We start from the raw sequence: 19,918 nt of genomic DNA on the forward strand, positions 1-19,918 counted from the left end.
GACTCCTACTGGTGAGCGGGTGGGTGGCACCCCGTCGTCCGGGGCACCACCCAACCGCTTCAGCCAGATATCGGACTAGCTATCCGAACGCAGCATGTTCCGCAGCACGTACTGCAGGATGCCGCCGTTGCGGTAGTAGTCGGCCTCACCGGGCGTGTCGATGCGGACCACGGCGTCGAATTGAACCGTCTGCCCGTCTTCTTTGGTGGCGGTGACACTCACGGTCTTCGGCGTCTTGCCGGCGTTGAGCTCCTCGATACCGGTGATGTCGAAGGTCTCGGTACCGTCCAGGCCCAGCGACTTGGCGCTCTCGCCGGCCGGGAACTGCAGCGGGATGACGCCCATGCCGATCAGGTTGGACCGGTGGATGCGCTCGAACGACTCGGTGATGACGGCCTTGACGCCGAGCAGCGTGGTGCCCTTGGCGGCCCAGTCCCGCGAGCTACCCGAACCGTATTCCTTGCCGCCCAGCACGACCAGCGGGATGCCGGCCTTCTGGTAGTTCATGCACGCGTTGTAGATGAACTCCTTCGGGCCACCCTCCTGCGTGAAGTCGCGGGTGTAACCACCCTGCGTGCCCTCCAGGCCGATGGTGTCGAGGATCCGGTTCTGCAGGCGGATGTTGGCGAAGGTGCCGCGGACCATGACCTCGTGGTTGCCACGACGGCTGCCGAGGGAGTTGTAGTCCTTGCGGGCCACACCGTGGGCGTCCAGGTAGTCCGCGGCCGGAGTCCCCGGCTTGATCGGACCGGCCGGGCTGATGTGGTCGGTGGTCACCGAGTCGCCCAGCAGGGCCATGACGCGAGCGCCCTTGATGTCGGTGACGGGCGACGGCTCCATCTGCATGCCGTCGAAGTACGGCGCCTTGCGGACGTAGGTCGAGGCGTCGTCCCAGGCGAAGGTGTCGCCGTCCGGCGTCGACAGGTTCCGCCAGTTGTCGTCGCCCTTGAACACGTCGGCGTAGGACTTGCGGAACATGTCCTGGCTGATGGCGCTCTTGATGGTGTCGTCGATCTCCTGAGCCGATGGCCAGATGTCCTTCAAGAAGACGTCGTTGCCGTTGGTGTCCTTGCCCAGCGAGTCGGTCTCGAAGTCGAAGTCCATGGTGCCCGCGAGCCCGTACGCGATGACCAGTGGCGGCGAGGCCAGGTAGTTCATCTTGACGTCGGGGGAGATGCGGCCCTCGAAGTTGCGGTTACCGGACAGCACCGCGGTGACGGTCAGGTCCTCTTCGTTGATGGCCTTGGAGATCTCCTCCGGCAGCGGGCCGGTGTTACCGATACACGTGGTGCAGCCGTAACCGCCGAGGTAGTAGCCCAGCTTCTCCAGGTACGGCCACAGGCCGGCCTTCTCGTAGTAGTCGGTGACGACCTGCGAGCCCGGGGCCATGTTGGTCTTGACCCACGGCTTGGTGGTCAGGCCCTTCTCGACGGCGTTGCGGGCCAGCAGGGCCGCGCCGATCATGACCGACGGGTTGGAGGTGTTGGTGCAGGAGGTGATGCCCGCGACCGCGACGGCGCCGTGGTCGAGGATGAACTCGCCGCGCTCGCCCTTGACCCGAATCGGCTTGCTCGGCCGGCCCTCGGCGCCGTTGGCGGCGGACTGCACGTTGACGGCACCGTCGTCCGCGAACGACAGGGCGGCCGGGTCGGAAGCCGGGAACGACTCCTCGACGGCCTCGTCGAGCTTGGTGTGGTCGGCCGGGTGCTGCTCCTCCACGTAGTTGTGGATGTCCTTGCGGAACGCGATCTTGCTCTCCGACAACAGGATTCGGTCCTGCGGGCGCTTCGGGCCGGCGATGGACGGCACGACCGTCGAGAGGTCCAGCTCGAGGTACTCGGAGAACGCCGGCTCGTGGTCGGCGTCGTGCCACATGCCCTGGGTCTTGGCGTACGCCTCCACCAGCGCCAGCTGCTCGTCGGTGCGGCCGGTCAGACGCAGGTAGTTGATGGTCTCTTCGTCGATCGGGAAGATCGCGCAGGTCGAGCCGAACTCGGGGCTCATGTTGCCGAGGGTGGCGCGATTGGCCAGCGGCACCTCGGCGACGCCCTTGCCGTAGAACTCGACGAACTTGCCGACGACGCCGTGCTTGCGCAGCATGTCGGTGACGGTCAGCACCACGTCGGTGGCGGTCACGCCCGGCCGGATTTCGCCCGTCAGCTTGAAGCCGACGACGCGCGGGATCAGCATCGAGACGGGCTGGCCCAGCATGGCGGCCTCGGCCTCGATACCGCCGACGCCCCAGCCCAGCACGCCCAGGCCGTTCTCCATGGTGGTGTGGCTGTCGGTACCCACACAGGTGTCGGGGTAGGCCTGGCCGTTCCGGACCATGACGGTGCGGGCCAGGTACTCGATGTTGACCTGGTGGACGATGCCGGTGCCCGGCGGGACGACCTTGAAGTCGTCGAAGGCGCCCTGGCCCCAGCGCAGGAACTGGTAACGCTCGGAGTTGCGCTCGTACTCGAGGGCGACGTTCTTCTCGTAGGCGTCGGCGGTGCCGAACACGTCGAGGATGACGGAGTGGTCGATGACCATCTCGGCGGGCGAGAGCGGGTTGACCTTGTTCGGGTCGCCGCCGAGGGCGGTGACGGCCTCACGCATGGTGGCCAGGTCGACGACGCAGGGCACGCCGGTGAAGTCCTGCATGATCACGCGGGCCGGGGTGAACTGGATCTCGATGCTCGGCTCGGCCGAGGGATCCCAGTTGGCGAGGGCCAGGATGTGGTCCTTGGTGATGTTTGCGCCGTCTTCGGTGCGCAGCAGGTTCTCCGCAAGCACCTTCAGGCTGTAGGGAAGCTTCTCGGTACCCGGTACCGCATCGAGGCGGAAAATCTCATAGCTGTTTTCCCCGACAACGAGCGTGTCACGGGCTCCAAATGAATTGCTGCTCACATCAACTCCCGGCTAGATCTCGCCGCGACGGGCTGTGTCAGCGGCGCGTTGCAACCCTAACAGTACGCTTGTCCTGTAGGCACCCGGGGGCGCCTTCCACAGTCTTGTTGGGTTCTGGGTGTGCCGTCAGGGAGTTCGTCGAAATTCCAGTACCGTTTGCCCCGTGACAACTTTTGCGGCGATGCCGTTCATCCCGGCATTCATTCCGCCGGACGTCTGCGCCACGGTCGGGCAGGACCCGGTCACAACCCCCGTCGACGTCTGCATGGCGACGGTGATCACGCAGGTGCGCGATGGTGGGGTGAGCGCGCCGGGTATCGCGCCGGCGAAGCCTCCGGCCACACCGCAGGAAGCGAACCAGGCCGCGGCGGCCGCGAAGGAAGCCGCCGCCCTGCGCCAGGTGGTTGCCGACGCCCACGCCAAGGGCATCGACCTCAAGATCGTGGTGCTGCCCACGAGTCCGGGCATCGACACCCCGTTGCGCGACGTCGCCGCCGATGTCGGTCATCACTACCCGGAGTCGACGGTGTTGACGCTCAGCCCTGGCTTCGCCGGCGCGGTCAGCCCGACGTATGACCGCGTGCTCCTGGAGGCGGGTCAGGACCTGGCGAAGACACCGAGCGTCGTGCAGTCGTCGAAGAATTTCGTGAGCCAGCTGGAAACGCCGATATTTCCGTGGACATCGTTCACTCTGGTGGTCATCCTCGGCGTGGTAGCGGCTGCTGTCGGCACTCGGTTCCTGCAGGTCCGAGCCCGCAAAGCCAGCGCCACGGCCGCGCCGGTGAATGGCGCCGAGACCGCAACGGAGTAGCTGGGCGCGGTGCGCCGCGAATTCGAATATCACTATTCGGTCACACCTTTTTCAATTACACCGATGTGATTTGTTACTAACGTTTCATTTGTGCAACCTGTGACGTACGGTGCAGTTGGTACCGCATGTTGCAGTTGTGATGAATTTCGATTTCTGTGACTAACGGGACCAACGGATTGAGCCCGCATGCGCCTGTCGCGGGCAGCAGCGCGCTGGAGCCATAGGAGACCGGAGTCAATGGGACCCAGAGTCAGGGGACACGGCATTCGCCCCTTTGTCGTCGGGCTGGGCAGTCGCGTGGGCACCGGATCGCTCGTGTTCGGCATTGCGACCGCGGCAGTCATCGGACCCGGCGTCGGCCTCGCCGCAGCCCAGCCCGGCGGCAGCGAGATCGCCGCTCTGGTCACCGACCTCGCCAACGCCAACCAGAAACTCGAGGACCTGGGCGCCTCGATCCAGACCCGGCAGGAATCGGTCAACAAGGCCATCGCCGACGTGCAGACCGCCCGCGACAACGCCGCCACAGCGCAACAGTCCATCGAGGAGAACCAGCGCCAGCTGGCCGACGCCAACGCTGCGATCGCCGCAGCACAGGCTCACTTCGACAAGTACGCCGAGGCCGCCTACATCAATGGGCCATCCGCCAACTACCTGACCGCCACCGATCCCGGCGAGATGATCAACACGGCCGCCACCGGTCAGGCCCTGACCATCAGCTCGCAGGAGGCCATCACCGACCTGCAGCGCACCCGGACCGAACTGGCCAATCGCGAATCCGCCGCCCGGCTGGCCAAGCAGAAGGCCGACCAGGCCGTCAAAGACGCGCAGGCCAGCCAGGACGACGCGGTCAAGGCCCTGACGGACGCCCGGTCCACCTTCTCCGAGCAGCAGACCCAATTGGATCAGCTGGTCAGCCAGCGCAACGCCGCTCAGGCCAAGCTCGACGCCGTACGCACACAATGGGCGGGGAAGAACAGCGGTCCGGCCCCGGCGGCCGGTACGCCTGCGGCCGACCCCGGCCGCTACGCCGCCAACTGGGACGGCGCGCCCGGCGCCGCCGGCGGTCCCCAGAAATGGGACGACGGCGGCTGGGACCCGACCCTGCCCAAGATCCCCAGTGCCAACATCCCCGGCGATCCGATCGCCGTCATCAACAACGTGCTCGGCATGACGGCCACCTCGGCGCAGGTCACCCAGCAGATGGGGCACAGCTTCCTGCAGAAGCTCGGTCTGGTTCCGGCCGACGTCACCAAGACCGGCTACACCAATGGCGCCATCCCGCGCGTCTACGGCAAGCAGGCCTCCGAATACGTCATCAAGCGCGCCATGTCGCAGATCGGGGTGCCGTACTCGTGGGGTGGCGGCACCGCCGCCGGCCCGAGCACGGGCATCGACTCGGGCTCCGGCACCGTCGGTTTCGACTGCTCCGGCCTGATCATGTATGCCTTCGCGGGCGTCGGGATCAAGCTGCCGCACTACTCGGGAAACCAGTACGAAGCGGGCCGCAAGATCCCCACCTCGCAGGCCCGTCGCGGCGACGTCATCTTCTACGGCCCGGGTGGCAGCCAGCACGTCACGCTGTACCTCGGCGACGGCAAGATGCTCGAAGCGCCGTACACCGGTTCGGACGTGCACATCTCCCCGGTTCGTACCAGCGGCATGACGCCGTACGTGATCCGCTACATCGAATACTGACTCAGGGCGAGCGAACCGACAGGAAGAAACAGGGGTTATCGCATTGCAGGGCAAGGAATTTCACCGGAGAGACGTCCTCGCGGGTGTCGGCGCACTGGCGCTGACATTCGCGATCGGCCGTGCGCCGCGTGCCGTTGCCGACCCCGACGGCGGGTGGGACCCGACGCTGCCCGCGAAGGCCAGCTCTGGCGCTCCCGGTGACCCGGTCGCCATCGCCAACGCGTCGTTCCAGGTCAGTCAGCTGGCTCTGCAGACCACGCAGAACCTCGGCCAGAGCTTCCTGTCCAGCCTGGGGTTGGGCGGCAAGCCCAGCGGTGGTGGCGGCGGGACGGCCATGATGATGCCGGGCGGCCGCGTCGGCGGTAAGCAGGCCATCGAATACGTGATCCGGCGCGGCGGCTCCCAGATGGGCGTGCCGTACTCCTGGGGCGGCGGCACCCTGACCGGCCCGGGGCCCGGCGTGGACTACGACGCCGGCAAGATCGGCTACGACTGTTCCGGGTTCACGCGCTACGCCTACGCCGGCGTGGGCGTCCAGATCCCGAAGTACTCGGGCGACCAGTACAACACCGGCCGCGCCATCGCGCCGTCGGAAGCCAAGCGCGGTGACCTGATCTTCTACGGACCCGGCGGCAGCCAGCACGTCACGATCTACCTCGGCGGCGGAAAGATGCTGGAAGCGTCCGGCAGCGCCGGAAAGGTGACGGTCAGCCCGGTCCGGATGGCCGGCATGTCGCCGCACCTGTCCCGCATCATCGAGACCTGATAATCACCTAAGTCCGTCGTGCCGACGTCGACGGATACCCAACTGCCTGGAATAGTTGAGTCCGGGCACGCCGCTATATTGGCGGCTACCCGCTAGACCAGCGACTTTATGTACGACGAATCAGCCGAAACAGTCGGTCTGAATAAACCTGGGAGGAAGCTAGATGACGTCACCGAGTGGGCCACCGGACGGCGCCGGAGGCTACCCAGGCTCGGCTCCCACGCAGGGTTACCCGCCCGGGGCGCACGCCGCCGCGCCCAGCGCACAGCAGCCCATCAGCGGGACGTTGCAGTCCGAGGTGCACGCCCTCGAGCGCGCGATCTTCGAGGTCAAGCGCATCATCGTCGGCCAGGACCTGCTGGTCGAGCGGATGCTGGTGGGTCTGCTCGCCAAGGGCCACGTGCTGCTCGAAGGCGTGCCGGGTGTCGCCAAGACCCTGGCCGTCGAAACCTTCGCCAAGGTGGTCGGCGGCTCGTTCGCCCGCATCCAGTTCACCCCGGACCTGGTGCCCACCGACATCGTCGGTACCCGCATCTACCGGGTCGGCAAGGAAGAGTTCGACATCGAACTCGGCCCGGTGATGGTCAACTTCCTGCTTGCCGACGAGATCAACCGCGCGCCCGCCAAGGTGCAGTCGGCGCTGCTGGAGGTCATGGCCGAGCGCAAGATCTCCATCGGCGGCAAGACCTTCCCGCTCCCCAGCCCCTTCCTGGTCATGGCGACCCAGAACCCCATCGAGCAGGAGGGCGTCTACCAGCTCCCCGAAGCGCAGCGCGACCGCTTCCTGTTCAAACTCAACGTCGGCTACCCGTCGCCCGAGGAAGAGCGCGAGATCATCTACCGGATGGGCGTCAAGCCGCCGGAGCCCAAGCAGATCCTCACCACCGAGGAACTGCTGCACCTGCAGGACGTGGCCGCCAACGTCTTCGTGCACCACGCGCTCGTCGACTACGTGGTGCGCATCGTCACCGCTACGCGTGAACCGGAGAAGTTCGGGATGCCGGACGCCAAGGCCTGGATCGCCTACGGCGCCTCGCCGCGTGCCTCGCTGGGCATCATCAGCGCCTCGCGCGCGCTGGCGCTGGTGCGGGGACGAGACTACGTCATTCCGCAGGACGTCGTCGAGGTCATCCCGGATGTGTTGCGCCACCGCCTCGTGCTGACCTACGATGCGCTCGCCGACGAGGTCTCCGCCGAGACCGTCGTCAACCGCATCCTCCAGACCGTCGCACTGCCCCAGGTGAATGCCATTCCGCAGCAAGGGCATTCGGTTCCGCCTGTGATGGCCGGCGCGGCTGGGGCCATCGGTCGGTGACCGCTCCCGGGTCTGATCAGCCGGCTGCGCCGCGGTCCGGCCGGTCGGTCGATCTGCCGTCATTGCAGCGCGGCCAGATTCGTGACCCCGAACTGTCGGCTGCACTGCGCAAGCTCGAGCTCACCGTCCGACGCAAGCTGGACGGTGTCCTGCACGGTGACCACCAGGGTCTGATGCCCGGACCGGGTTCCGAGCCGGGCGAGTCCCGGCTCTACCAGCCCGGCGACGATGTGCGCCGGATGGACTGGTCCGTGACTGCCCGCACCACCCATCCCCACGTCCGGCAGATGATCGCCGACCGGGAGCTCGAGACCTGGCTGGTTGTCGACATGTCGGCAAGTCTGGATTTCGGCACCGCCGGCTGCGAGAAGCGGGATCTGGCCGTCGCCGCGGCGGCCGCCATCGCCTTCCTCAACAGCGGCGGCGGCAACCGGCTCGGCGCCATCATCTCCAACGGCGACACCGTGCGCCGGGTGCCGGCGTTGTCCGGTCGGCTGCATGAGCAGGAGTTGCTGCGCGCCATCGCCACGACGCCGAAGGCGCCGGTCGGCGTCCGCGGCGATCTGGCGGCGGCCATCGATGCGCTGCGGCGGCCGGAACGGCGTCGCGGTATGGCGGTCATCATCAGCGACTTCCTGGGGCCCATCAACTGGATGCGCCCGCTGCGCGCCATCGCCGGGCGGCACGAGGTGTTGGGCATCGAGATCATCGACCCGCGTGATGTGGAGCTGCCGGCCATCGGCGACGTGGTGCTGCAGGACGCCGAGTCCGGCATCACCAAGGAATTCACCATCGACGAGCAACTCCGTGACGACTTCGCCCGCGCCGCGCAGGCCCACCGCGACGAGGTGGCCCGCACCCTCCGCCGATGCGACGCTCCGCTCCTGACGCTGCGCACCGACCGGGACTGGATCGCCGACGTCGTTCGGTTCGTGGCGAGCCGCCGCCGCGGCGCCATGGCGGCCCGGTAGCCGTCAGGAGTTGCTCAGGCCGCCGGGCGGCTCGCCGCAGCGCGCCGATTTCGGCCTGCACCGGCTGAGACGATAAGTTGACCACCATGAGTGACAGTGTTGCCACGGAAAGTGCCAGCTCGCCGGCCGCCACGCCTGCCGGCGGTCGCCCGGCCTTCGTTTCCCGCTCCGTGCTGGTCACCGGTGGTAACCGGGGCATCGGCCTGGCCATCGCACAGCGACTGGCCGCGGACGGCCACAAGGTTGCGGTGACCCACCGCGGTTCCGGTGCGCCCGAGGGCCTGTTCGGCGTCGAGTGTGACGTCACCGACACCGAGGCCATCGATCGTGCGTTCAAAGAGGTCGAGGAGCACCAGGGTCCCGTCGAGGTGCTGGTGTCCAACGCCGGCATCTCCAAGGACGCGTTCCTGATGCGGATGACCGAGGAGCGGTTCACCGAGGTCATCAACGCCAACCTCACCGGCGCGTTCCGGGTGACCCAACGCGCCTCGCGCAGCATGCAGCGCAAGCGCTTCGGCCGCATCATCTACATCGGCTCCGTCTCGGGCATGTGGGGTATCGGCAACCAGGCCAACTACGCCGCCGCCAAGGCCGGCCTGATCGGCATGGCCCGCTCGATCTCCCGTGAGCTCTCGAAGGCCGGCGTCACCGCCAACGTCGTCGCCCCCGGTTACATCGACACCGAGATGACGCGCGCCCTCGACGAGCGCATCCAGGAAGGTGCGCTGGAGTTCATCCCGGCCAAGCGCGTGGGCACCGCCGAAGAGGTCGCCGGTGCGGTGAGCTTCCTTGCGTCCGAGGATGCCGGCTACATCGCCGGTGCGGTGATTCCGGTCGACGGCGGCATGGGCATGGGGCACTGACCCCACATTCTTTGGCTTACCAGAACTGCAGAAGGAGTCAGCACAATGGCAGGTTTGCTCGAAGGCAAGCGGATCCTGGTCACCGGGATCATCACCGACTCGTCCATCGCGTTCCACATCGCGAAGGTCGCCCAGGAGCAGGGCGCCGAGCTGGTGCTCACCGGCTTCGACCGGATGAAGCTCATCCAGCGCATCGCCGACCGGCTGCCGAACCCGGCACCGCTGCTCGAGCTCGACGTGCAGAACGAGGAGCACCTGGCCTCGCTCGGCGAGCGCGTCACCGAGGTGATCGGCGCGGGTAACAAGCTCGACGGCGTCGTGCACTCCATCGGCTTCATGCCGCAGAGCGGCATGGGTGTCAACCCGTTCTTCGACGCCCCGTACGAAGACGTCGCCAAGGGCATCCACATCTCGGCGTACTCGTACGCCTCGCTGGCCAAGGCCCTGCTGCCGATCATGAACGAAGGCGGCGGCATCGTCGGTATGGACTTCGACCCGACCCGCGCCATGCCGGCATACAACTGGATGACGGTCGCCAAGAGCGCTCTCGAGTCGGTCAACCGGTTCGTGGCGCGCGAGGCCGGCAAGTTCGGCGTGCGGTCCAATCTCGTTGCGGCAGGCCCTATCCGGACCCTGGCCATGAGCGCCATCGTCGGTGGCGCGCTGGGCGACGAGGCCGGCCAGCAGATGCAGCTGCTGGAAGAGGGTTGGGACCAGCGCGCGCCGATCGGCTGGAACATGAAGGACCCGACGCCGGTGGCGAAGACCGTCTGTGCGCTGCTGTCCGAATGGCTGCCCGCGACCACCGGTTCGATCATCTACGCCGACGGTGGCGCCAGCACCCAGCTGCTGTGATGAGCGCCTGCGCGAAGAACCGACAGCGCTGATTTGAACTCGTCGAAACGGCGTTCCAGCAGGCGTGCTCTCGCACTTTGCCTGCCGGAACGCCGTTTCGCGTCGTAGGAGGGCGAACTCGTGGACTTTGACGCACTACTGCTGCTGTCGTTCGGCGGGCCCGACGGCCCCGACGACGTCCGTCCGTTCCTGGAGAACGTGACGCGCGGACGTGGGGTGCCGGCCGAGCGCCTGGATGCCGTCGCCGAGCACTACCTGCATTTCGGGGGAGCGTCGCCGATCAACGGCATCAACCGGGCGCTGGTCTCGGAGCTCGAGGCGGCGATGCCGGATCTGCCGGTGTACTTCGGTAACCGCAACTGGGATCCGTATATCGAAGACACGGTTACGGCCATGCGGGACAACGGAGTTCGTCGCGCCGCGGTGTTCACCACCTCGGCGTGGGGCGGTTACTCCAGCTGCCGGCAGTACGTCGAGGACATCGGACGGGGCCGCGCCGCGGCCGGACCGCAAGCGCCGGAACTGGTGAAGTTGCGCCAGTACTTCGACCATCCGCTGTTCGTCGAGATGTTCGCCGAAGCGATCGGCGAAGCCGCCGCCCAGCTGCCCGCCGAACTGCGCGACGATGCCCGGCTCGTGTTCACCGCACACTCGATTCCCGTCAGGGTCGACGAACGGGACGGGCCGCGGCTCTACAGCCGCCAGGTCGGCTACGCCACCCGGCTGGTCGCCGCCGCCGCCGGATACGACGAGTACGACCAGGTCTGGCAGTCGCGGTCCGGGCCGCCCCAAATCCCTTGGCTGGCCCCGGATATCGGTGATCATCTGGCGACGCTCGCGGACGCCGGCACCAAGGCCGTCATCGTATGCCCCATCGGGTTCGTCGCCGACCACATCGAGGTGGTGTGGGACCTCGACAACGAGCTGGCCGAGCAGGCCGCCGAAGCGGGAATCACGTTGGCGCGCACCACGACTCCCAATGCCGACCCGCGCTTCGCCCGGTTGGCCGCGTCGCTGGTCGAGGAGCTGCGCACGGGAGCGGCGCCGGTGCGGGTCGAGGGCGCGGATCCGGTGCCCGGTCACGGCTGCAGCATCAACGGAGCATCTTGCCTGCCGGGCTGCTGCGGCGACTGACGCCGAACGCCGGAGTCGTCACAGCCAGTCGTTGCATGCGTGGATGCTGATGGTCGACCCCGGCCCCGCGCCGTCGAGGGCCGCGGCGTCGGCTGCGTCCATGGTCGGGCCGAGGCGTCCTGCGATGGCCTTGCCGTCCGCGCCATCGGCGACGGAGAGACAGCCCAGACCCGACACCACGACCTGGCAGTCATTCGTTTTGCCCTGGACGTCGCACCACAGGACAGCGGCGTCCTCGGCCTCGTGTTGGGTCTCGTAGTTGTAGCGGATGACTTCCTGCCCGGTCGACAGTGACGCCGCGATGGCACCCCAGCAGCCCGGCTTGCATTCGAAGTCGATATCCGCCTTGGCTGCTGGAATGACGGCGGTCGTGCCACCGACCAGCAAGACGGCCGCGATGAGCGTGCCGGCGGTGCGGATGGTGTTCATAGCGTGAGTAGACACCCGGGCCGGTGGCTACCGATCCCAAACTGCGTGACGCGGTACGCGGATCGAGGCGACGGACAGTCAGCGCCGGCAGACCCTGAATCGTCGATTCGGTGCGTGGCAGGACCGTCTTCCGCCTGGTCGCGCCGGGGTTAGTAACGCTCCCACGCGGAGTGCAGGATGGCCGTCACCGCGGCCAGCCGGGCGGAGCGCACGACGTCGGCGAGCGGCCGCATGGCCTCGCTGGCGATCTGCATCTCCGATGCGCTCTGCAGGCCGATGGGCGCCAGCCCGGCGCTGACGGTGATGATCGCATCGATGTGGGCGGCCGTCTCCAGCACCCGCACCGCCCGGGTGGGGGCGTGGTCCGGCAGCCGGTGCAGTTGTCCGGCCTCGAGCAACTGCTCGACCATTTCGCGCGGATCCTCGATGTCTGAACCGGGTTCGGCCCGCAAGCGCCCCAGCGCGTCGGCGGCGGACCGGACCGCGTCGCGCAGCCGGTACTCCTCGTCACCGAGGTCGAAGTGACCGACCACCGGCGCGCTCGGCAGCGAGTACACCGTCCAGGACAGCGCCTTGACCTCGGCGTCGTCCGTGTCGTCCTCGTATTCGAAATCGGGGACCAGCCCGACGGCTTCGCCGTAGTTCGAGGTGACGACGACGGCTTCGCCCGCGTCGATGGCGTCCTGCTGGAACCGGGTGCCGGGGGTCAGGCCGCGGACGTCCCCGGGTACGGGCAGTACCAGGTTCATGGCCGGCTCGGCGCGTGCCGTGCCGGCGGCATGCCGCAGCGTCTGGAGCAACGTGACGCCGCCGTAGTTGGTCAGGTCCGGCCACGGCAGGCCGGTCCGGCTGGCCGCCACTGCGTCGTAGGCCGCAATGGAATGCCGTGGCGCCCAAAGCGACAACGCATCCAGGACGTCGTCAGGTGCGGCCAGGCCGGCATGCCAGGCATTGGCCCAAACCGTCAGCGAAACACTCGGACTCCACATGATGCACGCAGTGTAAAACGCTCCGGCCCGTAACGCCTGCAAGGCGCTACTCTGGTCGCATGCCGGTGCCGTTGCTGTGGCTCATCTTGGCGATCGGGCTCGCCGGTGCCGAAGCGCTCACCGGTGACATGTTCCTGCTCATGCTGTCCGGCGGCGCCCTGGTGACGGCGGGCCTCGGCTGGGCCACCGACTGGCCCATCTGGGCCGACGGCGCGTCTTTCCTCATCGTGTCGGTGCTGCTGCTGGTCCTGGTGCGGCCGGCGTTGCGCAGGCGATTGGGCGCCCCGGGCCTGCCCGAGCCGGTGAAGGCCTTGGAGGGCAAGACCGCACTGGTCCTCGATCGAGTGGCCCGCCATGAAGGGCAGGTAAAACTCGACGGCGAAATCTGGACGGCGCGTCCGCTGGACGACGACGATGTCTTCGAGCCCGGCGATCACGTCACGGTGGTGCGGATCGACGGCGCAACCGCGGTGGTCTTCCGGACCATCTGAACGCAAGGAGAGCTGAAATTGACTGGTGCACTTGTTCTTCTGCTGATGCTGGTGGCGCTGGCCATCGTGGTGGTGGTCAAATCGGTGGCGCTCATCCCGCAGGCCGAGGCGGCGGTCATCGAGCGGCTGGGCCGCTACAGCAAGACGGTCTCGGGGCAGCTGACGCTGCTGTTGCCGTTCATCGACAAAATCCGGGCCCGGGTCGACCTGCGTGAGCGGGTGGTGTCGTTCCCGCCGCAGCCGGTGATCACCGAGGACAACCTGACGGTCAACATCGACACCGTCGTCTACTTCCAGGTGACCAGCCCGCAGGCCGCGGTGTACCAGATCAGCAATTACATCGTCGGCGTCGAGCAGCTGACCACCACGACGCTCCGCAACGTGGTCGGCGGTATGACGCTGGAGCAGACGCTGACTTCTCGCGACTCGATCAACGCCCAGCTGCGCGGTGTGCTCGACGAGGCCACCGGCCGGTGGGGCCTGCGGGTCGCCCGGGTGGAGCTGCGCAGCATCGATCCGCCACCGTCGATCCAGGAGTCGATGGAAAAACAGATGCGGGCCGACCGGGAGAAGCGCGCCATGATTCTGATGGCGGAAGGCAGCCGGGAGGCATCGATCAAGCAGGCGGAGGGTGCCAAGCAGTCGCAGATCCTGTCGGCGGAGGGTGCCAAGCAAGCCGCGATCCTGGCGGCCGAGGCCGACCGGCAGTCCCGCATCCTGCGGGCCCAGGGTGAACGCGCCGCGCAGTACTTGAATGCGCAGGGTCAGGCGAAGGCCATCGAGAAGACGTTCGCCGCCATCAAGGCCGGCCGGCCCACGCCGGAGCTGCTGGCCTACCAGTACCTGCAGACCCTCCCGCAGATGGCGAAGGGCGAAGCGAACAAGGTGTGGGTCGTGCCCAGCGACTTCGGTTCTGCGCTACAGGGTTTCACCAAACTGCTCGGAGCGCCGGGGGAGGACGGGGTGTTCCGCTACACGCCGTCGCCCGTCGACGAGACTCCGGTGCACGATGACGACGACGAGGTCGCCGACTGGTTCTCCACCCAGACCGATCCGGCCATTGCGCAGGCGGTGGCGAAGGCCGAGGCCGAGGCCCGCATCCCGGTGCAGCAGCCGGGCTACAGCGCCCCGCCGTTGTCGGTGCCGCCGGCCCCGCCGACGCAGCCGATCGAATCACGCCAGACCCCGGAAATCGACCCGCCCGCCGGGCAACACGCGAGGTGACGATGAGCCTCTTGACGTCCCGCAAGACGTACACCGCACTGGCATTGTTTCTCGCCGGCGATGCAGCGGCGTGTGCCGTGCCGGTCGCGCCCATCGAGAAGTCGCTGACCGGGGTGAACTTCCCGCTGGAGTACCGGTGGGTCCTGGTCGGCTCCAAGGCGGCGGCTGCCGTGGGTCTGCTTGCCGGACAACGGAATTCGGCACTGGCGCGGCTGACCACGGCGATGCTGGCGCTGTACTTCACGCTCGCCGTCGCCGCGCACATCAAAGCCCACGACAAGCCCCAGAACGCCGCCCCGGCGGTGCTGTTCCTGGCGCTGTTCAGCGCGATGACGGCGAAAGGACTGCCCGAGCGCGAGGCCTAAGGCCGCAACCACGGTTCCACCATCGGCAGTGGGTCCGTCAGATGCCGGACGTCGAACCCACGGTGTCCTGTGCGGCGGCGTGGGCGCGGCGATGGAGTCGGATCTCGTAGATGAGTCCGCAGATTCCGATGGTCGCCGTGCAGGCCGACACGACCAGCAGCGACGGCCGAATCTGCCCGGTGAGCGCGTCTCCGAGGATGACGACCGCCGCGGTGCCGGGCAGCAGGCCGACGAACGTGGCGATCGCGTATGGCAGCACCCGGACCGATGAGGCCCCGGCCGCATAGTTCAGCACCGAGAACGGCACGGCCGGGATCATGCGCATCGACAGGATCGCCGCCCAGCCGCGCTCCTTGAGCCGCGCATCGAGGCTGTCGATGTGCTTGTGCGACAACTTGCTCAACTGCCAGCCCAGCACCCGCACCAGCCAGAGCGCGATCAATGCGCTCAGCGTGCTGGCGATGACGGCGAGTGTGACGCCGAGGGCGGAACCGAACAGCAAGCCTGCGGCGAGGGTGAATGCGGTACGGGGGAACGGCAGCACGGTGACGACGGTGTGGGCCACCAGGAAGGCCAGCGGGAACCACGGCCCGGCCGCGGCCGCCCAGTCGCGCATCTCGACCGCGTTGGGCAACGGCACCCAGATCGCGACTGCGACGAGAATCACAATCGCCGTTGCGATGCCGATGGCCCGTCGCAGCGGCATCTGCGCCGCGGTGGCTTGCACGGCGGACAGGACCGTGCGCAGCGCGCTGACAACGGAGTTCACGTCTTCCAAGGGTACGGGGCGACCGGCTGATCACCGCTGTCAGGAGCGGGTGCGTTGGGAGGTCGATCGCGACAACTCGTCGCCGTCAGAGGTATGGACAGCCGGTGTGCGGTGGAGCTACTGGGTAGTAGCGACCTGCGTGATTTAGCCTGAAATTCAAGTGTGATAGGCATTTCTGCATGCAGTGCCATATGTCTGATGGCCGAAAGATTGGGAGTCGCCGGTGACTGTCGACGCGTCCACCGTTCGGGACCGCCACGCGCGGTGGCAAGAGAACGTCGCCGGCGTGCTCGCCAAGAGCACCCGCAAGGCAGTCGAGGATCTGCCGGTAGACCCCGAGCGTCTGCTCGACACCCCGACCTACGACGGATTCCCGGTCCGTCCGCTCTACACCAGCCTGGACGGCCTGGCCGAGCCCTCGCTGCCCGGACACTGGCCTTTCACCCGTGGCGGTGACGCCCACCGCGACGTGCTCGCCGGCTGGAAGGTGACCGAGTCCTTCCCGATCTCCGGTGGTGACGACGACGCCACCGGCGCCGTTGTCAATGGGGCCATCCTGCTGGCCCTGACCGACGGCACCAGCGCCCTCGAGGTGCGGGTCGGAACGGGCGGCGTGCCCGTCGACCAGCTGGATCGCGTATTCGAGGGTGTCTTCCTGGACCTCGTTCCGGTGCTCCTCGATGCCGGCGCCGACGTTGCCGGTGCCGCGGACCAGCTACTCGCGCTGGTGAAGCCGTTCGACGCCGACCAGCGTGCCCGGCTGTCGATCGACCTCGGCGCCGACCCGCTGACGGCGCCGCTGTCGGGTCGTGCCGCCGCGGCCCAAGACGACGTGGTCGCCACCGCGGCGAAGCTGACCGAGTATGACGGGGGAGTGCGTGCCGTCACGGTCGACGCTGCCGCGTTCCACAACCTCGGTGCCAGTGCCTCGCTGGAGCTCGCGGGTGCCATCGCCGCCGGTGTCGCCTATCTGCGCCTGCTCACCGAGAGCGGGCTGTCCGCCGCCGACGCGTTGCGGCAGATCAGTTTCCGCTTCGCCGCTGACGACGACCAGTTCGCCACGATTGCCAAACTCCGTGCGGCCCGGCGACTTTGGGCCCGCGTCGCCGAGGTGGTCGGGGCGCCCGACTCGGGCGCGGCAACAATTCACGCCGTCACCTCGAAGGCCATGATGTCGCAGCGCGACCCGTGGGTGAACATGCTCCGCACCACGCTCGCCGCGTTCGCCGCCGGCGTGGGCGGTGCCGACACCGTGCTGGTCGAGACGTTCGATGCCGCCATTGCCGGCGGATTGCCCGGAACCGCAGTCACCTTCAGCCGTCGCATGGCCCGCAACACCCAGCTGCTGCTGCTGGAGGAGTCGCACCTGGGCCGGGTCGTCGACCCGTCGGGTGGCTCGTGGTTCGTCGAGGACCTCACCGACCAACTGGCGCAGCAGGCCTGGGCGAAGTTCCAGGACCTGGAATCGCGTGGCGGTTTCGTCGCGGCCCGTGACCACCTGAGTGCCCAGATCGCTGAGGTCGCGGCCCGTCGTGCCGACGACGTCGCGCACCGGCGCACCGCCCTCACCGGTGTGAACGAGTTCCCGAACCTCGCCGAAAATGCACTGGCCCAGACGGATTCATTTCCCGGCGTGGTCCGGTACGCGGCGGCCTTCGAGGCGCTGCGCAACCGCTCCGACGCCTACCTGGCCGAGACCGGCAAGCGGCCGCAGGTGGTGCTGCTGCCCGTCGGACCGCTGGCCGAGCACAACATCCGCACCACATTCGCCTCGAACCTGCTGGCCTCCGGAGGTATCGAAGCCGTCAATCCCGGCACCGTCGACGCTGCGGGTGTCGCGGCCGCCGCCGCGGGCCATGTCGCGGCAGTGGTCTGCGGCACCGACGCCCGGTACGCCGAAGAGGCCGGTGACGTCATCAAGGCCGCCCGTGCGGCCGGCGTCGCACACGTCTGCCTCGCCGGACCGGAGAAGGCGGTTGAGAACATCGCTGACAAGGCTTCTCTTCCCGATGAGTACCTGACCATGAAAATCGATGCCGTCGAAGCACTTTCGACCCTGCTCACCCGATTGGGGGCATGACAATGACCGCAACTGAGGCCACCCCCATCGCCAGCTTCGCCGATGTGCCGCTGCAGGGCGAGGGCGCCGCCGCGCCCACCGCGGACGCCGTCGACGCCCACGTCGCCGACGCGGCCGGCGCCCACGGCTACACCGCGGAGCAGCTCACCTGGTCGACCCCGGAGGGCATCGACGTCAAGCCGGTGTACATCGCCGAGGATCGCGATGCCGTCGCGGCCGCCGGCTACCCACTGGACAGCTTCCCGGGCACCCCGCCGTTCATCCGCGGGCCGTACCCGACCATGTACGTGAACCAGCCGTGGACCATCCGGCAGTACGCGGGGTTCTCCACCGCCGCCGAGTCCAATGCGTTCTACCGCCGCAACCTGGCCGCCGGCCAGAAGGGTCTGTCGGTCGCGTTCGACCTCGCCACTCACCGCGGCTACGACTCGGACCACCCGCGCGTCCAGGGTGACGTCGGAATGGCCGGCGTGGCAATCGATTCCATCCTCGACATGCGCCAGCTGTTCGACGGCATCGACCTGGGCAGCGTCAGCGTCTCGATGACGATGAATGGTGCGGTGCTGCCGATCCTCGCGCTCTACGTCGTCGCCGCCGAAGAACAGGGCGTGCCGCCGGAGAAGCTGGCCGGGACCATCCAGAACGACATCCTCAAAGAGTTCATGGTCCGCAACACCTACATCTACCCGCCGAAGTCGTCGATGCGGATCATCTCGGACATCTTCGGCTACACCAGCACCAAGATGCCGAAGTTCAACTCGATCTCCATCTCGGGCTATCACATTCAAGAAGCCGGTGCCACAGCGGATTTGGAGCTGGCCTACACGCTGGCCGACGGCGTGGAGTACATCAAGGCCGGCCTCGACGCCGGCCTGGACATCGACAAGTTCGCGCCGCGGCTGTCCTTCTTCTGGGGCATCGGCATGAACTTCTTCATGGAGGTGGCCAAGCTGCGTGCCGGCCGCCTGCTGTGGAGCGAGTTGGTGGCGGAGTTCAATCCCAAGAGCGACAAGTCGCTGTCGCTGCGTACCCACTCGCAGACCTCCGGCTGGTCGCTGACAGCGCAGGACCCGTTCAACAACGTGGCCCGCACGTGTATCGAGGCCATGGCCGCGACGCAGGGCCACACCCAGTCGCTGCACACCAACGCCCTCGACGAGGCGCTGGCGCTGCCCACCGACTTCTCGGCCCGCATCGCGCGCAACACCCAGCTGCTGCTGCAGCAGGAGTCGGGCACCACCCGGCCGATCGATCCGTGGGGCGGTTCGTACTACGTCGAGTGGCTGACCCACCAGCTGGCGGAGAAGGCCCGGGCGCACATCAAGGAGGTCGCCGAGCACGGCGGCATGGCGCAGGCCATCGGTGAGGGCATTCCGAAGCTGCGCATCGAAGAGGCGGCCGCCCGCACCCAGGCCCGGATCGACTCCGGTGCCCAGACGGTGATCGGCGTCAACAAGTACCAGGTGTCCGCCGAGAATGAAGACCAGGCCGTCGAGGTCCTCAAGGTCGAGAACAGCCGCGTGCGTGCCGAGCAGCTGGCCAAGCTCGAGCAGTTGCGGGCCGACCGCGACGAGGCCGCCACCCAGGCTGCGCTGGCCGAATTGACCCGTGCCGCAGGCGAATCCGGTCATGCCGGGGAGGACAGTCTGGGCAACAACCTGATGGCGCTCGCCATCAACGCGGCCCGCGCCAAGGCGACCGTCGGCGAGATTTCCGACGCTCTGGAGAAGGTGTACGGCCGGCACCAGGCCGAGATCCGGACCATCGCCGGCGTCTACCGCGACGAGGTGGGGAAGGCCGGAAACGTGGGAACCGCAACGGAATTGGTCGAGAAGTTCGCCGAGGCCGACGGCCGTCGGCCCCGCATCCTGGTGGCCAAGATGGGCCAGGACGGTCACGACCGCGGCCAGAAGGTGATCGCCACGGCATTCGCCGACATCGGCTTCGACGTGGACGTCGGCTCGCTGTTCTCCACGCCCGACGAGGTGGCGCGGCAGGCGGCGGACAACGACGTGCACGTCGTCGGGGTGTCGTCGCTGGCCGCTGGTCACCTGACGCTGGTGCCCGCACTGCGCGATGCACTGGCCGAGGTGGGGCGTCCGGACATCATGATCGTGGTCGGCGGCGTGATCCCGCCGGGCGACTTCGACGAGCTGTACGCGGCCGGTGCCGCGGCGATCTTCCCGCCCGGCACGGTGATCGCCGAGGCCGCGATCGGCCTGTTGGGCAAGCTCGCCGAGCGGCTGGGCTACAAGCTCTGATGCGCCGA

The 19,918-nt window shown here is 67.7% G+C and carries 17 protein-coding genes; 13 read left to right on the forward strand and 4 right to left on the reverse strand.

Annotated elements, in window-relative coordinates; genetic code table 11:
• Positions 1–75: 75 nt before the first annotated feature.
• Positions 76–2,892 (reverse strand): aconitate hydratase AcnA, encoded by a 2,817-nt coding sequence (gene acnA / locus G6N59_RS01970; RefSeq protein ID WP_138230602.1) that lies wholly within the window; start codon positions 2,890–2,892, stop codon positions 76–78.
• A gap of 181 nt (positions 2,893–3,073) precedes the next feature.
• On the opposite strand from acnA, the gene G6N59_RS01975 reads away from it, so the two are divergent.
• From G6N59_RS01975 to G6N59_RS02010, 8 genes are all read left to right on the forward strand, one after another.
• Positions 3,074–3,703 (forward strand): Rv1476 family membrane protein, encoded by a 630-nt coding sequence (locus G6N59_RS01975; protein WP_138230725.1) that lies wholly within the window; start codon positions 3,074–3,076, stop codon positions 3,701–3,703.
• 237 nt (positions 3,704–3,940) lie between these two features.
• Positions 3,941–5,398 (forward strand): NlpC/P60 family peptidoglycan endopeptidase RipA, encoded by a 1,458-nt coding sequence (ripA, locus tag G6N59_RS01980; RefSeq protein ID WP_138230603.1) that lies wholly within the window; start codon positions 3,941–3,943, stop codon positions 5,396–5,398.
• Positions 5,399–5,441: 43 nt separating this feature from the next.
• Complete coding sequence (ripB, locus tag G6N59_RS01985; RefSeq protein ID WP_138230604.1) at positions 5,442–6,164, forward strand: NlpC/P60 family peptidoglycan endopeptidase RipB; 723 nt, start codon at positions 5,442–5,444, stop codon at positions 6,162–6,164.
• Positions 6,165–6,327: 163 nt separating this feature from the next.
• Positions 6,328–7,479: a chaperone MoxR1 gene (moxR1, locus tag G6N59_RS01990; RefSeq protein WP_138230605.1), complete on the forward strand. Its 1,152-nt coding sequence runs from the start codon at positions 6,328–6,330 to the stop codon at positions 7,477–7,479.
• Positions 7,476–8,450, forward strand: a complete 975-nt coding sequence (locus G6N59_RS01995) for a DUF58 domain-containing protein (RefSeq protein WP_138230606.1) — start codon at positions 7,476–7,478, stop codon at positions 8,448–8,450. The genes moxR1 and G6N59_RS01995 overlap by 4 nt, the downstream gene beginning before the upstream one ends.
• 86 nt (positions 8,451–8,536) lie before the next feature.
• Positions 8,537–9,313, forward strand: coding sequence for a 3-oxoacyl-ACP reductase FabG1 (fabG1, locus tag G6N59_RS02000; protein WP_138230607.1), 777 nt, complete (start codon positions 8,537–8,539; stop codon positions 9,311–9,313).
• Positions 9,314–9,358: 45 nt separating this feature from the next.
• Entirely contained in the window at positions 9,359–10,168 is an 810-nt protein-coding gene (gene inhA, locus G6N59_RS02005) for an NADH-dependent enoyl-ACP reductase InhA (RefSeq protein WP_138230608.1), read from the forward strand.
• Positions 10,169–10,288: 120 nt separating this feature from the next.
• Positions 10,289–11,302, forward strand: a complete 1,014-nt coding sequence (locus tag G6N59_RS02010) for a ferrochelatase (protein WP_138230609.1) — start codon at positions 10,289–10,291, stop codon at positions 11,300–11,302.
• Between the two features lie 18 nt (positions 11,303–11,320).
• On the opposite strand, the gene G6N59_RS02015 is transcribed toward G6N59_RS02010, so the two are convergent.
• Positions 11,321–11,731: a DUF4189 domain-containing protein gene (locus tag G6N59_RS02015; protein ID WP_138230610.1), complete on the reverse strand. Its 411-nt coding sequence runs from the start codon at positions 11,729–11,731 to the stop codon at positions 11,321–11,323.
• Between the two features lie 149 nt (positions 11,732–11,880).
• The gene (locus G6N59_RS02020; RefSeq protein ID WP_138230611.1) at positions 11,881–12,720 is read right to left on the reverse strand and encodes an Rv1486c family protein; all 840 of its coding nucleotides are present in this window, start codon (positions 12,718–12,720) and stop codon (positions 11,881–11,883) included.
• A gap of 59 nt (positions 12,721–12,779) precedes the next feature.
• Here G6N59_RS02020 and G6N59_RS02025 point away from each other — a divergent pair, with 59 nt between their 5' ends.
• The 3 genes from G6N59_RS02025 to G6N59_RS02035 are packed head-to-tail and all read left to right on the forward strand — an operon-like array spanning position 12,780 to position 14,800.
• Complete coding sequence (locus G6N59_RS02025; RefSeq protein WP_138230612.1) at positions 12,780–13,211, forward strand: NfeD family protein; 432 nt, start codon at positions 12,780–12,782, stop codon at positions 13,209–13,211.
• Positions 13,212–13,256: 45 nt separating this feature from the next.
• A complete protein-coding gene (locus tag G6N59_RS02030) occupies positions 13,257–14,435 on the forward strand; it encodes an SPFH domain-containing protein (RefSeq protein ID WP_138230726.1) in 1,179 nt (392 codons plus the stop codon).
• A 2-nt stretch (positions 14,436–14,437) separates the two neighbouring features.
• Positions 14,438–14,800: a DoxX family protein gene (locus G6N59_RS02035; RefSeq protein ID WP_138230613.1), complete on the forward strand. Its 363-nt coding sequence runs from the start codon at positions 14,438–14,440 to the stop codon at positions 14,798–14,800.
• Between the two features lie 37 nt (positions 14,801–14,837).
• Here G6N59_RS02035 and G6N59_RS02040 read toward each other — a convergent pair whose 3' ends face one another.
• Positions 14,838–15,569: a TVP38/TMEM64 family protein gene (locus G6N59_RS02040; RefSeq protein WP_138230614.1), complete on the reverse strand. Its 732-nt coding sequence runs from the start codon at positions 15,567–15,569 to the stop codon at positions 14,838–14,840.
• Positions 15,570–15,792: 223 nt separating this feature from the next.
• On the opposite strand from G6N59_RS02040, the gene mutA reads away from it, so the two are divergent.
• Both mutA and scpA read left to right on the forward strand, forming a co-directional pair.
• Positions 15,793–17,649, forward strand: a complete 1,857-nt coding sequence (mutA, locus tag G6N59_RS02045) for a methylmalonyl-CoA mutase small subunit (protein WP_138230615.1) — start codon at positions 15,793–15,795, stop codon at positions 17,647–17,649.
• Between the two features lie 2 nt (positions 17,650–17,651).
• A complete protein-coding gene (scpA, locus tag G6N59_RS02050; protein WP_138230616.1) occupies positions 17,652–19,910 on the forward strand; it encodes a methylmalonyl-CoA mutase in 2,259 nt (752 codons plus the stop codon).
• Positions 19,911–19,918 lie beyond the last annotated feature (8 nt).

Origin of the sequence: Mycolicibacterium aubagnense, assembly GCF_010730955.1 — a bacterium.
Taxonomy (GTDB): Bacteria; Actinomycetota; Actinomycetes; order Mycobacteriales; family Mycobacteriaceae; genus Mycobacterium; species Mycobacterium aubagnense.

Bases quoted from the DNA above. Each gene is read 5' to 3' on its own strand.
- G6N59_RS01975 (WP_138230725.1), top strand. From the start codon at position 3,074: ATGCCGTTCATCCCGGCATTCATTCCGCCGGACGTCTGCGCCACGGTC.
- ripA (WP_138230603.1), top strand. From the start codon at position 3,941: ATGGGACCCAGAGTCAGGGGACACGGCATTCGCCCCTTTGTCGTCGGG.
- moxR1 (WP_138230605.1), top strand. From the start codon at position 6,328: ATGACGTCACCGAGTGGGCCACCGGACGGCGCCGGAGGCTACCCAGGC.
- fabG1 (WP_138230607.1), top strand. From the start codon at position 8,537: ATGAGTGACAGTGTTGCCACGGAAAGTGCCAGCTCGCCGGCCGCCACG.
- inhA (WP_138230608.1), top strand. From the start codon at position 9,359: ATGGCAGGTTTGCTCGAAGGCAAGCGGATCCTGGTCACCGGGATCATC.
- G6N59_RS02015 (WP_138230610.1), bottom strand. From the start codon at position 11,731: ATGAACACCATCCGCACCGCCGGCACGCTCATCGCGGCCGTCTTGCTG.
- G6N59_RS02020 (WP_138230611.1), bottom strand. From the start codon at position 12,720: ATGTGGAGTCCGAGTGTTTCGCTGACGGTTTGGGCCAATGCCTGGCAT.
- G6N59_RS02025 (WP_138230612.1), top strand. From the start codon at position 12,780: ATGCCGGTGCCGTTGCTGTGGCTCATCTTGGCGATCGGGCTCGCCGGT.
- G6N59_RS02030 (WP_138230726.1), top strand. From the start codon at position 13,257: ATGCTGGTGGCGCTGGCCATCGTGGTGGTGGTCAAATCGGTGGCGCTC.
- G6N59_RS02035 (WP_138230613.1), top strand. From the start codon at position 14,438: ATGAGCCTCTTGACGTCCCGCAAGACGTACACCGCACTGGCATTGTTT.
- scpA (WP_138230616.1), top strand. From the start codon at position 17,652: ATGACCGCAACTGAGGCCACCCCCATCGCCAGCTTCGCCGATGTGCCG.